This is a genomic window from Lentilactobacillus parabuchneri DSM 5707 = NBRC 107865 (assembly GCF_001435315.1).
GTDB classification, from domain to species: domain Bacteria; phylum Bacillota; class Bacilli; order Lactobacillales; family Lactobacillaceae; genus Lentilactobacillus; species Lentilactobacillus parabuchneri.
In genome coordinates this window covers 90569-106034 of the sequence record NZ_AZGK01000006.1, presented here as the reverse complement: position 1 = coordinate 106034, position 15466 = coordinate 90569, and the positions used below count along the sequence as shown (strand labels likewise).

General features: G+C 43.1%; 11 protein-coding genes and 1 other annotated feature. Of the genes, 9 read left to right on the top strand and 2 right to left on the bottom strand.

All coding sequences use genetic code 11. The annotated features are described in order from the left end of the window. Positions 1 to 643: 643 nt before the first annotated feature. The 3 genes from FC51_RS07420 to FC51_RS07410 all read left to right on the top strand — a co-directional run bounded on the left by FC51_RS07420 (position 644) and on the right by FC51_RS07410 (position 4522). Positions 644 to 2257 carry a hypothetical protein gene (locus FC51_RS07420; protein ID WP_057909766.1) on the top strand — a complete coding sequence of 538 codons (1614 nt, stop codon included), beginning with the start codon at positions 644 to 646 and terminating at the stop codon, positions 2255 to 2257. Positions 2258 to 2631: 374 nt separating this feature from the next. After that, positions 2632 to 3459: a C39 family peptidase gene (locus FC51_RS07415; protein WP_057909765.1), complete on the top strand. Its 828-nt coding sequence runs from the start codon at positions 2632 to 2634 to the stop codon at positions 3457 to 3459. A gap of 46 nt (positions 3460 to 3505) precedes the next feature. After that, a complete protein-coding gene (locus FC51_RS07410; RefSeq protein WP_375710462.1) occupies positions 3506 to 4522 on the top strand; it encodes a DUF5776 domain-containing protein in 1017 nt (338 codons plus the stop codon). Positions 4523 to 4580: 58 nt separating this feature from the next. Here FC51_RS07410 and FC51_RS12550 read toward each other — a convergent pair whose 3' ends face one another. Together FC51_RS12550 and FC51_RS12545 are read right to left on the bottom strand one after the other, a co-directional pair. Beyond that, on the bottom strand, positions 4581 to 5327 hold the full coding sequence (locus FC51_RS12550; protein WP_225355042.1) for an SGNH/GDSL hydrolase family protein: 747 nt from the start codon (positions 5325 to 5327) through the stop codon (positions 4581 to 4583). 117 nt (positions 5328 to 5444) lie between these two features. Then, entirely contained in the window at positions 5445 to 5786 is a 342-nt protein-coding gene (locus tag FC51_RS12545) for a hypothetical protein (RefSeq protein ID WP_225355043.1), read from the bottom strand. Between the two features lie 198 nt (positions 5787 to 5984). On the opposite strand from FC51_RS12545, the gene FC51_RS07400 reads away from it, so the two are divergent. The 6 genes from FC51_RS07400 to FC51_RS07375 all read left to right on the top strand — a co-directional run bounded on the left by FC51_RS07400 (position 5985) and on the right by FC51_RS07375 (position 15461). Then, positions 5985 to 7022 (top strand): prolipoprotein diacylglyceryl transferase, encoded by a 1038-nt coding sequence (locus tag FC51_RS07400; protein WP_057909763.1) that lies wholly within the window; start codon positions 5985 to 5987, stop codon positions 7020 to 7022. Positions 7023 to 8626: 1604 nt separating this feature from the next. Further along, on the top strand, positions 8627 to 9457 hold the full coding sequence (locus tag FC51_RS07395; RefSeq protein WP_057909762.1) for an alkaline phosphatase family protein: 831 nt from the start codon (positions 8627 to 8629) through the stop codon (positions 9455 to 9457). A gap of 124 nt (positions 9458 to 9581) precedes the next feature. After that, positions 9582 to 10859, top strand: coding sequence for a NupC/NupG family nucleoside CNT transporter (locus FC51_RS07390; RefSeq protein WP_057909761.1), 1278 nt, complete (start codon positions 9582 to 9584; stop codon positions 10857 to 10859). Between the two features lie 29 nt (positions 10860 to 10888). Beyond that, positions 10889 to 12202, top strand: coding sequence for an NCS2 family permease (locus FC51_RS07385; protein WP_057909760.1), 1314 nt, complete (start codon positions 10889 to 10891; stop codon positions 12200 to 12202). A gap of 92 nt (positions 12203 to 12294) precedes the next feature. Next, positions 12295 to 13209 (top strand): ribonucleoside hydrolase RihC, encoded by a 915-nt coding sequence (gene rihC / locus FC51_RS07380; RefSeq protein WP_057909788.1) that lies wholly within the window; start codon positions 12295 to 12297, stop codon positions 13207 to 13209. 234 nt (positions 13210 to 13443) lie between these two features. Then, positions 13444 to 13674: a binding site (T-box leader), on the top strand. Positions 13675 to 13811: 137 nt separating this feature from the next. Then, a complete protein-coding gene (locus FC51_RS07375; protein ID WP_057909759.1) occupies positions 13812 to 15461 on the top strand; it encodes a peptide ABC transporter substrate-binding protein in 1650 nt (549 codons plus the stop codon). The last annotated feature ends 5 nt before the right edge of the window (positions 15462 to 15466 follow it).

Sequence of the window (15466 nt, the reverse complement as noted above, 5' to 3'; positions counted from 1 at the left end):
GATTGAAATCCTGGGTTTGGATTTGAATCAAAGTGGCTTAGATCGCAGTGTCAGTTGCGTCGGAGCACGTTTTCCACTAGGTAAAAGCAAAAAAACCAAAGTTACATTTTTGCTAAGGTAAAACCACGCAAGTGCGACTAGCATCAGTTGCGTCGTCCACAGGACTAGACACTGCACTTCGTTTGTGGTCGTCGAAGCACGTTTTCCACTAGGTAAAAGCAAAAAACTACAAAGCACGATGTACGTCCGCATACGCCAGCATCGTATGCAAAGATTCAATATGATATTCTTCAAACGAGTCCAAGAGGGGGGATTCAGACAAAGTCATTGTCTGCCCTCCTTTTGTGTTAATCATTATCTCCAATCCAATATGATGAAAATTTTGTCGTTGCATAAGCAATCAAGCGGCTTATGCAACAGTGACGAAATGCTTCAAGCTCATTTCTTCATGAATAAAGGTTTTACTAACGGTCCGATTAATTTCGGACCGTTTTTTAATTGCAAACCTTTGTGGACGACCCTTAAAAGATGCTATACTAAAAAAGGTTGGTTAAGCACTCTAACTTATTAAAAGCTTAAGATCGCTTTTATATCTGAGTGCGTTATACTTGTCCTAATCTTTAACATATTGGAGGAATGTAATTTGAAAAATACTTTGAAAAAGTCACTTTTCGTAGGGGTTGCCGCACTTGGCCTTGTTGCCGCAGTCGGTACTGCAAATGCTACTCAAGCAAGCGCAAAGTCATATGCGAAAGTTACTTCTAACAAAGCACTTGGTGGGGATGCAACGTCTCGCAACGTTAACTTCACCGGTAAGAGCGCTTTGTATACTAAAGCAGGTACATTACGTGGTGCCCGAGTTAAGGCAAGCAAGGCTGTATTAAGCAGTTTCGCAAACTCAAAGAGCTCACAACACAACGTTCGTGCCTACCGTGTTGCAACAACAAACCGTGGATCAGTTTACTACAAGATTGTGTCATTTGATGGCGCATACCGTGGCTGGATCTATGGTGGTAAGACTTCTGGTGTATTTGGCGGCGGTGTTGAACAGTACAACACTACCACTGCACCAGCTGCAAATGCTGATACCAGCTCATCTGTAAATTCAAGTGCCTCAATTAACACCCAAGGTCAAACAACTGGCTTGAGTGCAACTCAAAAGGCCGCAACTTACAAGATCGCAAATCCTGGTACCACAAATGACGGCACTGAAGTCACATACACTTATCCTGCATGGACTCAATACAAGAAGGGCCGTGTCATTACCGACTCAACACCATACAAGGACGCAACATTCAAGGTTACCGATGAAACAACTCGGACCCGTGAAGGCGACTTGTGGGTTAAGATCGAAGCGACCGATGCTGCCAACAGCAAAGCTAATGGCTGGATTCTTTACAGCGGCTTGAAGCAAGCTACTCCAGCAACACCAGTTGATACGTTTAACGCTGATACTAGTGTCAAGATCGCTTATCGTGATGCGACTACTGGTAAGGTCTTAGATAAGACTAATACTTGGACTACCGCTTCTACTGGTACCAAGCAAGGTAATGCTGTCAATGCTTTGGTTAACAATGCTGGTTACAGCCTGACTCAATACCTCGTAAACACCGGTGCACCTTCGGGTTATACATTTAAGACTACTGATGGTAAGTCAGTTGCCAGCAATGCTTCTAATTTGACCATTAGTCCAGTTATTACTGGTGCTAAGTTTGGCGATACTTTGACTGTTGATGTTACGCCAACTGCTGCACAAACAAAGGTTGCTTTCTACTATGAAACAACTTCAGGTTCTTCAATCGCAGCTCTTTCAGCAAGTGATTTTGCTTATGGTTATCCAGCAATGACTGCTGACCAACAATCAAAAGCACTTCCTGATACTAAGACGACACCATCAACATTCAATGTATCTAAATACTTTGATGATTACGATTTAGGTAATAATGCTAACGCCCAGTTCATTAATCAATTTAAGGATGCTACAAATTCTTATACTGCATCCGCAGGTCAATTGACTGATCCAACAACTGGGAAAACTACTGGTCTTCCTAAGACTGGATTCTTTGGTCAATCACTTAACAATGGTACTCAACGTTACTTCTACGTATTTGATGGTCAAGCAACTAAGGCTAATAACGCCGATTTGCAGACTAAGGGTGCTACTGTTAAAGTTGTAATGCAGAGATTCACTACTACATTGCCACTTCCCGCACAAGAAACTAATGCTAATGCCAACACTGATTACATTGCTAAGTAATCTTTGATAAGCTTTAACATGATTCATATTTTTACCAATTCCAGCTCTACAAACTTAATATGTAATGTCGACCAAAGTGATTTGGCCGTCCGCTTTATGGAATCACTAGTTCCGTCAATATGATTTGTAGTTGCACACAGGTAACGAATAAATCGCTGGGTGGAAGGCATACTTCAAGCATATGTCTTTCAGGCGATTAAAAATAAACACGCGATCCGATTAATTTCGGGTCGCGTGTTTTTTACTTATGATTAATTTCGCACTGGTTGTTATATAAAATCAAGAATGGGATATCAATTTTAGTAAAGTGTCATGTAAAAATTGACAAAAAGATAGTATAATAAAATTTATCTTATACATAGAAAGGATTGCTCATGAAGCGTCTAACTTGTTTGATCGCGTTTATCGTCCTGGGGATTTTGATGGGGGTAAGCGGCCCCTCCGCGAGCGCGGATACCAATTATCAGGATGTTACCAGCCTAAAGGACAGCAATTTTTACACACGAATTAAAAGCACACCGAAACATAATTACGGTGTGTATAAGTCTGGTGGTTGGAAAACGTCTGCTGAAAATATTCAGCCAATTGCCCACGCCAATGAATTTCGGCATCAAAAAGTTCATATTACTCAACAGGAAAATGTTGGTAATGCCACGTGGTTGAAGTTTACCTATCACCAGTTTACAGGCTGGGTCCACGAGAACGCGACGGACAATTCCTATCGCTGGTTGAATGTTCCACTGATCGCGCAAAGGCCTGAACTGCCAACGGGGTGTGAAATTGTGGCAACCACGATGATGCTCAATTTTGCCGGGTCGAAAGTCACTAAGATGCAGTTGGCTAAGCAGGTCCCTCGCAGCCGCAACCCCAACAAAGGATTTGTCGGTAGTCCGTACAGCCCAACCGGCTGGTATGTGTACCCACGTGGGTTGATGAAGGTAGTCAAACGTCAAGTCGGCAGCGCCAAAAATATGACGGGCGCAACCACTGCCGCCATTAAGCAACAAATTACCAACCAACGGCCGGTCGTCGTTTGGTTGAATAATGTCGACGGCTTTGTCAATCACGCCATCACCATATCTGGATTTTCCAAAACCCGCTTTTACTATAACGACCCGTGGACGAAGAAAAAGACCAGCATGAAAATTTCAACCATGCAGTACCATCGATCAAGGGATGGCTATCGAGCCCTGAGTTATTAACAAATAGGAGAATGTTGAAATGAAAAATTACAAGCAACTAGTTGCCATGATCAGCGCCACATTTATTTTAGTGTTTGCGCTGACCGGCATGACGACCCAGGCCAGCACGGACTACTACACAACCAATCCCAAAATTATCAAAACAAAGCGGGCAGTTACCTATTACCGAGATCCCGCAAAACTTCATCCGGATCAGAAGGTCAGTGCCGACCACTTTGCCAAAATTACCAAAGTCGTCACGTTAGATGGGCACGCGCCTGTTTTAAAGACCAATACCGGCAAATACGTGACCGCAAACAAACGATTTGTCGTCAAGACTTCCGGCTACCAGAATCCGAAACAATATTATCAGGTTCAATATCATCAAATTAAGCCTCACGGACAAGTCGGCTACACGGTTAAACGGCATTTTGAAGGGATTAAAACTTGGTACATTATGCGCAAAATGGGGACCTTTACCGGCTATGACAAATACAACCAGGCAACCTACAATGCTGTTAAAAGATTTCAACGCCGCCACCATTTAAAAGTGACGGGAAACGTCAACGAACAGACTTGGTTGAAAATGGGCTTCTCAAAAAACGCCTGGACAAGTATTGATCGCTACATTGCACCACTGAAGGCCCATGCATGGAATGGGCGTCAGGCGCATATTGCGGCGATGATTCATCAAGCTTATCGCTACATGGGGAATCCCTATCTTGTTGGATCGTCATCGAGTCCAAAGTATGGGACGGATTGTTCCGGCTTGGTGATGCAGGCGCTTTATGCGGGTGGTATCAATCCCTTACCAACCAGTTCGATTCATCATGCCTACCCAGGAAACGAATGGAACTCACGAAATTTATGGGCAGCTAAGAAGTTCAAGCACATTGCGTATGCCAAACGCCAACGCGGTGACCTGGTATTTTATTATCAACCGGGCACGCACGTGATTTGGCACGTGGCCATTTATTTAGGACACAATCGGGTGATTGAAAGCTGGCCGCCAAGAATCATGGTCCAGCCGATTCGAAACAGTCAACGCTCAGATATCGCTGGAATTGTTCGGCCATTTATTTAAAAATGTTGATAAGAAAAGACATGTCCTCAGTTTCAGGACATGTCTTTTCTTATAGAAATTAATAGTTACTTGTTGCTTTTGTTGCAGTGGTTTTCTTAGTCGCTGTGGTTTTTGTAGTCGACTTGGTTGTTTTCTTGGTTGAAGTTGTCTTCTTGATTTGATCTTGTGGGAAATTGCTGATCATGAATTTGGCAATATCTCTGGCCATCAACTGATAAGTCTTGGCAGCAGGATGTAGACGGCCGTCGTTGAAGCGGTCGATATGGTTGGCATCGGTGATCAAGTTGGGATCAACATCCTGCCAATTAAGGTATGGGACGTCGTTTGCTTGATAAACTTCTGCTTCGGCGCTGCGCAACTCGTTCATGGTGTAACCACCTTGGCCAGTCACATCATCGGAATTTTGATTATTGTCATAACGGGTTAATGGCAAAATACCGTAAATAATCAAATTCTTATTTTCAGCCTTCATTTTCTTGATGTTGGTATCCAAGGTGACCTTGATTTGGTCCAGAGTTGAATCGGTGTGGCCGTAGTCGTTGGTTCCATAAGCAATCGTTGCCACGTTATATTTGGCAAAATTGGTATCGTTGACGGTCGTGCCGAGGTCGCCTGGCGTCGACATATCGCCGGCATCACAGAGAAAGGCGCCGTTATATGCAGCGTTATCAACTTTGGCGTTCAAGTATCGGGCTAACCAAGTTGGGTAGCCGGCGTCGAGGGTTTCGTAGCCATCATAGCCGGCGGTGATTGAGTCACCCATGGTAATGATTTTGTCTGATTTGAAGTAGTCACTATTTTTCATTGCGATATTAAAGGTTCCTTCCGAAATATCCTGTAGATTGCCGCGCCAGACCCAGCCTGATTGTTTGCCGGAACCACTCTTGACGTAGTACCAAACAGAGTTGCCTTTGCCCTGGGCCTAACGGTCAATGACAGCTTTCTTATAAGCATACCAGGTTATTTTGGCAAAGTCTTTAGCAGCGCCCAAGGTTTTATTTAAGCCGGAAGTCGTGTAAACGTAGCCACCCTTTAAATGATAGGGAAGTGGCTGGTCGTAGCTTTCCGAGGAAACGAGAGTCGCTGCCGGTGTTTCCTCTTGTGTCTTATCTTTGGTACTTTTAGTTGTTTTAGTGGACGTACTTGATGAAGACGTTGATGTTGGTGTCGTTGGAGTCGTCGTCGCGGCACTAGCCGGCGCCATCGAAACTGCCATCCCCAATGCGGCAGTCGCAACGATCGCTATGTAATATCGTTTATTCATATCATTATCTCCTCATATTATTGAATCATATATTACTTTAGCATGCTATTGTTACGAAACCCTTACATGCCGCTTACACTCGGGTAAAGTCTTTGCTGGCGTCTTGCTAAATTTTACTAAATCAATTATGATTACATCTAGTAAGTATTATTTAATCAGTATCATTTGATAAGCGAGTAATTGTGGGGGAGTCGACAAATGAATACGAAATCAAAATACAGGTTAACACTGTTATTCTCGCTGTTGGTCTTTGGCAGCTTTGGGGTTAGTTCACAGGCTAATGCAGATACAACGGATACAATACAATCGACGGCAAAGACAGTTGAATCTTCCGTGACAGTGAAGCCTACTGCAGCGGACAGCACTTCGGGGGATAGTGTTGCTGCCCAAGTGCAAGATTCAAAGGCTACCACCACATCTTCCGGAAATGATGAAAAAGATGTCACAACATCATATGGGGATGCGAAGAACAATCAGGTGGATCCTAGTACTAATAAAGATGATTCAAACACCGATGCCTCAACTGATCAGACGGCCGACACATCGAACACTGACAAAGATTCAGCTCAGATGACAGGAAGTACAGCGTCTAGTTCGGACCAATCTTCTGCAAATGAAACAGATACTAAAGACACCGATGCAAAAGACACCTCAGCGGATTCTGACACGCCAACGGAACCAATCACAGACGTTAATACGGATACGTCGGTTGCCGATGACTCGGCTGTCGATAAAGCCGTCAAGACGGTTGTAGACAAGGTTGTTCCAGCAACTGATTCAGAGACGTCAGACCAAGCAACTTCTCAAACCGCATCCTCAGCCGCAACCGAACCTGATGATGGATTGATTCCCCCTGATCAGTCGGTCATTGAGCGCAAGCCGAGTCCAAATGATATTTCTGGTGGGACGTTTGCCGAGACCGTTAAAAAAAGCGATCCCAAGGTGACAAAACAAACCGTCGTTGCAGGTAAGAACAAGACTAAGTTGTTGACGTTCAACGCGTTTTCCAATTCGATTTATAAGCACGTGCTGAGATCAGCTAAGACCCCTGGTAAAATTACAACGACCAGTGGTCACAAGGTCACTTTGACAACCCCGGTTAAACACGTCAAATACTCAGAGCATGATTCCACAGCAATTTCAGAGACACTGCCAATTGTGATTACGATTGCGATTATCGCAGTTGCCGGCATCACATTTATTGCGTTTGATCCATTGAAGTTTTTATTTAAATAAGCTCAAAAAGCATGACAACCGATGAGTTGGGCATGCTTTTTTAATGCCCAAATAGTTGTCAATGTAACGTTCCGAAATAAATTTAGAAAAAGCAGATATAATACTTGCAAACGCTTCCAGATATGATATTATATAGTCAAGGAAGGGAAAGGAAGTTCGAAGTGCCAGGGGTTTCCAACCTGCTTTGAATGTTCTCTGATCCTAGATTCATATGTTGTAATGTCACAGGATTATTTTCAAATGTTTCACGTGTAGAACGCATAGTTGTTTATTTTAAGTTTTAAGAGTTTGAGGTTCACGATTCATTTAGAAGCATGGAAGTTCGATAGATGTTTTATTTAGCCGATTGTTTCAACGATTCAAAGAGTTTCAAATTGTTACAGGTTAAAATAACAGAAGGTTAATTCAGGTGATTAAGTGTTTGAATATAATGTTATGAATCACAAATGTTCAGATATGAGTTCGATGATTCGCTATTGAAAACCTGATGGAGTAATTGAAAAGGGTTATGTACAGAGGTCACTTGTAGTGGATCTGAGAGATTCAATCGAATATCAAATTGATGTGATATCAAGTTGATGAAAGTTCCAATGATTCACAGTTTCAAGTACCACGTACCAAGATTTAATGTTCCAAGCAGTTGTTCCAAGTAGTATAGTTTCACGCAGCACCGAATGTTGGTCACACGGCAAATTTATCAATAAAGTAAAAACGTGAAAATGATTAAAGTTTGCGGCAGTTGGATCAACAAATAGTTAGATTGAGGCGATAAGACATTAAGTTATTAGTAAAGTGGGTATTAACCCCAAAGTTCCCTTCCGTATAGGATTTAGACTTGCAGTTTCAAAGCGAGTTTAAATCCTATTTTTTTGTGTTTTCTTTTTTTACCTAGTGGAACGTGTTCCGACGACCACAAACGAAGTGCAGTGTCTAGCCTACTCGGAGACGACCACAAAAGTCCTGTGGACGACGGGCCTGATGCTAACTTCTAAGCTAACTTTGAATCAAACCCAAAGGCAGGGTTTAAACCAAAGTTACCTTAGAAACCGCATCACGCGTTGCTCGTCACTCGTCACACTCTTTCAAACTCGGTGTAAATTTTCGCTTTGCGTTTCCTCTTTTGCCTAGTGGAAACGTGTTCCGACGCAACTGATGCTAACTTCTAAGGTAACTTTGTTTCAAACCCAAAAACGGGGTTTAAACCAAAGTTACCTTAGAAACCGCATCACCCGTTGCTCGTCACACTCTTTCAAATTTGGTGTAAATTGTCGTTTTGTGTTTCCTCTCTTACCTAGTGGAAAACGTGTTCCGACGACCCAGACTCCTACTACACAAGCCAAAAGGCTCAGCGACGAACGATTCGTTCATCACTAAGCCTTTTAACTTGTGCTCCGGAGTCTAACCGGGTCTCGTCACACTCTTCCAAATTTCCTATTTACGTACCCGATCTGCTTTGATATAATGAAAGCGCAATCAGTATAGTAAACCGTATTACTTATTGTCATTTCTCGATTTTTATTTACAGGTGTTTCCTGAATGCGGTATTCTATTCACATAGATTATTTTTTTCTAAAGCTTTATTTAATCTGGAAAGGAAGTTTCTGATGGACTTTCGTCGGGTAATTGTAATTGACTTTGCTGGACTGGGGATCGGGGAAGCCAGTGACGCCAATCGGTTTAACTCCGTTGGCGCCGACACGCTTGGCCATATTGCCAGGTTTGCCGACCCCAACTTTGCGTTGCCGGCACTGAGCCGCCTCGGACTTGGGAATATTCGGTCCAACGATCCAGTCGTTGGCCTCCCACCAGTTGAGGCCCCAATTGGCTATTATGGCAAAATTCGTCTCAAGAGTCAGAACAATGTTGCATTGAGCGGTCTGCGGGAAATGTTTGATTACCAGACTGATATCCGGACGACCAATGTCATTGACTCGATTGTCGCACTTCTTGGTGTTAATTCGATCTTGATTACCAATTATCTGAGCTATCTGTCTAATCAAAACATGGCTCAGATCATCCCGGTTAACTCGGATGAAGCTGGATTTAATGAGCTTCACCAACAGGTTATTGCGCCAAACAACGGTCTGCTTTACTTTAGGCTGTTGGATTTGCAGCAAAAGGCTTTGGAAGCTGATGGGAAGGGATGCATCGATGTTTTAAACGTGGTTGATCAGCACCTTTCTCGTTTGATGCGGGAGTTGTACAGCACAGATTTGCTGATGATTACGTCAACCTTTGCCAACGATCCAACAGTAGACGTTGTCCCAACTCGCGAGTATTTACCACTGATTGCCTACATGCCTGCCAAGCCTGAGGGAAAGTCGCTTGGCATTCGCCGGACACTGGCCGATATTGGGGCAACCACAGCCCAAATATTTGGCGTCGAGCCATCGGACGAATCCGTTGGCCACAGCTTCTTAGATGAATTAAGTTAATTCATCGTTTATTATTCTGGGTTTCAATTTTAAAACCAATCCATCATAGAGGGGGATAGCTGACAAGCTTTATTATTGTTTAGCAATTATTGTCATTCAAATTTAGAAAAGAGGATTTCAGAATATGCAATTATCATATTTGCTGGTTAATATCCTGGGTGTTGCCGTATACCTTGGAATTGCCTACTTGTTTTCAAATAACAAAAAAGGTATCAACTGGCGTTCCGTTGGGGTCGTTTTAGTCATTAACCTTGTGCTTGCATGGATTTTGACGAGTTTTGCCTGGGGCCGTGACGCCGTTAAGGCCGCTGCCGATGGATTCAACTGGTTGGTTCAAGTTGCCTATCAAGGAATTAATTTTGCCTTGCCAAACTGGGTAACGCCACAATTTGGTGGAACTGCCAAATCAATGAACTTTGTGACCAGTGCCTTACTGCCAATCTTAATGATTGTTCCATTGTTTGATACTCTTACATATATCGGAGTATTGCCATGGATTATCAAATGGGTCGGCCGTGCACTTTCATTTGTTACCGGCGCTCCAAAGTTCGAATCATTCTTTGCCGTTGAAATGATGTTCTTAGGTAACACTGAAGCACTTGCCGTTTCATCACTTCAATTAAAGCAAATGTCCGCAAAGCGTAACTTGACTTTGGCTCTGATGTCCATGTCTTGTGTCACTGCTTCAATCATCGGTGCTTATACGCAAATGGTTCCAGGTCAATTTGTTTTGACTGCCGTTCCATTGAACGTTTTAAACGCCCTGATTATTACCAGTATGTTGAACCCCGTTAAGGTAACGCCTGAAGAAGATACGGTTGCCAAAATGGGCGGTTCAGGTTCAAGCGAAGCCGCTGTTGAAGCCGGCGATGTTCAAGCAAATGGGAAACGCGAACCATACTTCTCATTTCTTGGCGACTCAATTCTTGGTGCCGGTCGTTTGATCTTAATCATTGCTGCCAACGTTATCGCCTTCGTTGCTTTGGCTGCTTTGATTGACAAGATTTTGGCATTATTCAACCCATGGCTGTCATTGGAACATATTCTAGGAATCATCATGTTCCCATTTGCATGGTTGATGGGTCTGGATGTTAGCCACGCATTCCAGTTCGCACAATTCATGGGTATGAAGTTGGTTACCAATGAATTCGTTGTTATGGGAAAGATCGCCGGAACGATCAACAACCCCAGCATCTTCCCAGCTCACTACCAAGCACAATTAACTGTCTTCATCACATCATTCGCCAACTTCTCAACCACCGGTATGATTATCGGTGCCTTCAAGGGCTTGGTTGACAAGGAAAAGAATGATTTGATCAGTAAAAACGTTGGAACCATGCTTCTCTCAGGTATCTTGGTATCCTTGATGTCTGCCGGAATCGTTGGTCTGTTCGTTTGGTAAACACGTAACAAGAAAGTTAGGTTTTATTTTTGGACAAGTTACAAAGAGAAGAAGCCGTAGCCAATAAGCTGCGGCTTCGTGACGCTGTACGCGATAAAGCGATCGTCAAACGTGAAATCATCGCCGGAATTACTGGCTTTTTTGCGATTTCTTACATCATCATTGTGAATCCAATGATCTTAAAAGATGCCGGTATTCCCACTGATTTAAGTGTGTTTGCGACAATTATTTCTTCGTTTATCGGCTGTTTGATCATGGGCTTTTGGGCCAATGCACCTGTGATTCTGACGCCGGGGATGGGGGTCAACGCGTTTTTCACCTACACGGTGGTTGTCGCGATGGGCCTATCCTGGCAGGAAGCGCTGGGAATCTCAATTGTTTCCAGTGTGATCTATGTCATCATTGCGTTTACCAAGCTGAGTGATGTATTGGCAAAGGGAATCCCGGACACCTTAAAAGCGGGGATCACCGCTGGAATCGGCTTATTCCTGGTGGAAATTGGGCTTGAAAAGGCCCAGCTTATCCGTCAGGGGACGAATTCAATTCTGGCGTTGGGCGATTTGACCAAGCCAGCCACTTTATTGGCATTGTTTGGACTGTTACTGACACTGTTCTTATTCGTCAGAAATATTACCGGTGGCTTTTTTATCGGGATTCTGGTGACATCGATTGTTGGGATTGCTTTTGGTATCAAGGACCAAGTGGCACCGTCAGTTGGGATCGGAGATATTGGCAAGTATGCCAACATTGTTGCCAAAGGTGATCTCAGTAACGTGTTGAGCATTCCATTTATTCTCGCGGTTTTCTCCATGACAATGATTTTAGTCTTTGAATCCATGGGATTGCTGGAAGGAATTATGCCAAATCCCCAAAAATTTCGGAAAGCATTTCAAGCCAGCTCTGTCACCAGCTTCTTATCCGGGATTCTTGGTACCAGCCCAACGGTGGCGGCTGCCGAAAGTGCCTCGGCCATTGAAAGTGGTGGCCGGACTGGGTTGACATCGATTGTTGCCGGTTTAATGTTTGCCGTTTCACTGTTCTTCATTCCGCTTCTGGCCTTTGTGCCACAGGCGGCGATTGCCCCCGTCATTATCATTACCGGGGCATTGATGATGAATCAGTTAAGTCGGATTAATATGTATGATTTTTCCGATTGGTTCCCTGCGTTTTTGATCGTTGTCCTCATCCCATTTACCAGTAGTATTTCAACTGGTTTGGCGTTTGGCTTCGTGGCGTACCCACTGTTAAAGATTGCGGCGGGGCGGCAACGGGAATTGACGATGGCAACTTATGTACTTGGATTTTTATTTTTGTGTGATTTGGTGCTCAGTGCCTTATTATAGAGATAGCAGGGGCGAACGTTGTGGTTCGCTTCTTGTTAAGAACTAATTGTAAGCGGTTGATATTTAAAATACTGTACGGAAAGGATTTTATGATGACCATTAAAATTATTATGGATACTGATCCAGGAATCGATGACGCTGCTGCTTTAACTATGGCGCTCAACGACCCTGAAATTGACGTGAAATTAATTACCAGTGTTGCTGGAAACGTAACGGTTGATAAGACAACCAAGAATGCCCAAAAGATTGTCCGTTTCTTTAACAAGCAGGTGCCGGTTGCTGCTGGGGCAAAACAGCCATTGATCAAGGAATTTGAAGATGCTGCCAGAATTCATGGTGAATCGGGGATGCCCGGCTATGATTTTCCTGAAGACCTGCCAAAGCCTTTGGACAAGACGGCCGTTGAAGCTCTGCACGACACGATCATGAGCAGTGACGAAAAGATCACCTTGGTGCCAACCGGGTCATACACCAACATTGCGTTGCTGTTCAGTGAATACCCAGAGGTCAAGGACCATATCGAACGAATCGTTGCGATGGGCGGGTCTCTTGGCAAAGGCAACATGACCTCTGCAGCTGAATTCAACGTCTTCACCGATCCGGATGCGGCTCGAATTATGTACAATTCAGGTATTCCGATCACCATGGTTGGGTTGGACATCACCATGAAGGCCTTGTTGACACCGGACTCACTCAGCAAGCTCGAACACATGAATGAGACCGGCAAGATGCTCCATGACATTATCATTCATGATGGTGATAACAGCTCTAATGGGATCGCTATGCATGATGTAAACACCATTTTCTACCTGCTGCACCCAGAAGCCATTACCACGAAGAAAATGTGGATTGATATCATTACAGATGGCCCAGCGATTGGCGAAACGGTCGGCGACATCCGTGGTGCTTATCACGACGGCAAGACCAATGCGAATGTCTGCGTGGACATAGACGCCGACGCATTTAATAAGTGGTTCTTGGATGAAGTTTCTAAGATTGATCTGTAAATTAAATTATTTCTAGAGTGGCAACCGGATATTTGATCTGGTTGCTTTTTTGTTGATGATCAGTGAGTTATCGTATGCCATCAACTCAGTTTTACTTGTATTATGTGACGAGGGAACATTCCCTTTCAGAATATCAAAACTGTACAGAGGTATTTGTGTGTAACGAAACTTAGTTTATGTCTTGACACAATTACTAATCATTGGCATAATAAGACTGACATTAGAATTACATGAGAAAATGCGATGAAGAGAAGAGTAGTTATTTTTTACACTCTAAAGAGAAAGGCTACAGGGTGAGAGGCCTGATTGTAAAATAATGAAGATGAGCTCTGAGCAGGTTAATGGTGAATGCCGTTGATCGGATAGCAAACGTTATTTTGCCGGGTATCGATTTCATATGGTACTGTCGAGGTGTATTTTTGATACACGAATATAGGGTGGTAACGCGCGCAAAGCGTCCCTTAGTCCAGAAAGTGGGCTGAGGGACGCTATTTTTGTTTTCTCTTACTTAAAAAGGGGATGATCTTATGAAATACCAGATGTTGGAATTATATGTAATTGTGATTGATGAAACTGGTATAAGAATCCGGAGGGACTAATTTATGAATTTGAAAAGAGTAAGCGTAGTTTTAACCGTACTTGGAGCAATCTTTATCTTAGCGGGATGTGGGAAGTCATCCCAAACCGATAGTTTGGGAAACAGTAAATATGCTAAGACTCAGACGTTGAATTGGACTGAGAATACAGCACTGGCAACTGCGGATATTTCAAAAGCAACTGATACTTTGAGCTTCGATGTACTGATGAACACCCAGGAAGGTCTTTATCGTTTGGATAAGAATGGCACGCCAAAAGGAGCATTGGCAACGAATACGATAATCACAGATAACGGAAGGCATTACACATTTAATCTTAGAAAAGGTGTCAAATGGACTAATGGTGATCCGGTGACTGCGAAGGATTTTGTTTATTCGTGGCAACGAACAGTCGCTCCAAAAACCGCTTCGCAGGATGCTTTTTATTTCTTCCAGGTTAAGAACGCTGAAGATATTAATTCTGGTAAAAAACCAGTGAGCTCCCTTGGAATAAAAGCAGATGGCAATTATAAACTAGAGGTTACTTTGACCAAGCCAGTTACATATTTCAAAAAATTGTTAGCATGGCCATTGTTCTTCCCAATGAATCAGAAAGTCGTTAACAAGCTTGGAAATAAGTATGGAACTGCATCTAAATACACGGTTTCAGATGGTCCATTCAAACTTACAAAATGGAGTGGAACCAGTAAGTCATGGACTTTGACAAAGAATGATTCCTACTGGGATAAGAAAGCCGTTCATCTGAATAAGATTAATGAGCTCGTTTCAGAAGACACAACGACCAGTTATAACTTGTTTACTGCTAAGAAGACTGATGCAACATTGCTTAGTGGGCAGCAAGTTAAGAACAATCAACACAATCCCAACTTTGTAAAGCGATTGCCAACCGCAACAACCCGATTGGACTTGAACCAAAACAAAGTAAAGGCATTTAAAAACTTCAATATCCGCCGAGCTTTTTCCTTAGCAATTAACAGGAGTCAGTTGACAAAGGATGTTTTACAAGATGGTTCGGTTCCCCTCAAGGGATTTGTTCCTTCGAAAATGGGAAGTAATCCAAAAACCGGGGAGGCATTTGATAAAGAAGCGTATGTGAAAGGTGCAGTTACTTATGATTTAAGCCGAGCCAAGAAATTGTTACAAAAGGGATATAAGCAAACAGGAGTTAATCAGCTGCATGTTACCTTATTGACTTCTGACACTGATAGCAGTAAAGATGCTGCTGAATTTATCCAAGCAGATTTACAAAAACTACCCGGAGTTAAGATTCAAGTTCAATCAATTCCGTTTGTCCAACTCATTTCTAAACAGGCCGACAAGGATTATCAAATTACGGTGCAAACATGGCAATCAGTATTTGCAGATCCAATCAATTTCTTGGATGTTTTTGAAAAAGGCTCAAGTTACAACACCAGCGGCTACGACAGTTCCAAGTACGATCAGCTACTTGACCAGTCAGAAAATAAATTTGGAAACCAACCAGTAAAACGCTGGAACAATTTGGTTGAAGCTGAAAAGACTTTAATGAACGACCAGGGAACGATTCCGCTTTATCAAGTGGCGAAGTCACAGTTGCTCAGGACGAATGTTAAGAATGTTGTATACAATCCAGCTGGAGTTCCTTATGACTGGAAAACAACGTATATCGCAAAGTAGGTGGA

Excerpts from the sequence above, each read along its gene's own strand:
- FC51_RS07395 (WP_057909762.1), top strand. The coding sequence starts at position 8,627 with ATGGACTTTCGTCGGGTAATTGTAATTGACTTTGCTGGACTGGGGATC.
- FC51_RS07375 (WP_057909759.1), top strand. The coding sequence starts at position 13,812 with ATGAATTTGAAAAGAGTAAGCGTAGTTTTAACCGTACTTGGAGCAATC.
- FC51_RS12545 (WP_225355043.1), bottom strand. The coding sequence starts at position 5,786 with ATGAATAAACGATATTACATAGCGATCGTTGCGACTGCCGCATTGGGG.
- FC51_RS07410 (WP_375710462.1), top strand. The coding sequence starts at position 3,506 with ATGATCAGCGCCACATTTATTTTAGTGTTTGCGCTGACCGGCATGACG.
- FC51_RS07415 (WP_057909765.1), top strand. The coding sequence starts at position 2,632 with ATGAAGCGTCTAACTTGTTTGATCGCGTTTATCGTCCTGGGGATTTTG.
- FC51_RS12550 (WP_225355042.1), bottom strand. The coding sequence starts at position 5,327 with ATGAAAAATAGTGACTACTTCAAATCAGACAAAATCATTACCATGGGT.
- rihC (WP_057909788.1), top strand. The coding sequence starts at position 12,295 with ATGACCATTAAAATTATTATGGATACTGATCCAGGAATCGATGACGCT.
- FC51_RS07390 (WP_057909761.1), top strand. The coding sequence starts at position 9,582 with ATGCAATTATCATATTTGCTGGTTAATATCCTGGGTGTTGCCGTATAC.
- FC51_RS07400 (WP_057909763.1), top strand. The coding sequence starts at position 5,985 with ATGAATACGAAATCAAAATACAGGTTAACACTGTTATTCTCGCTGTTG.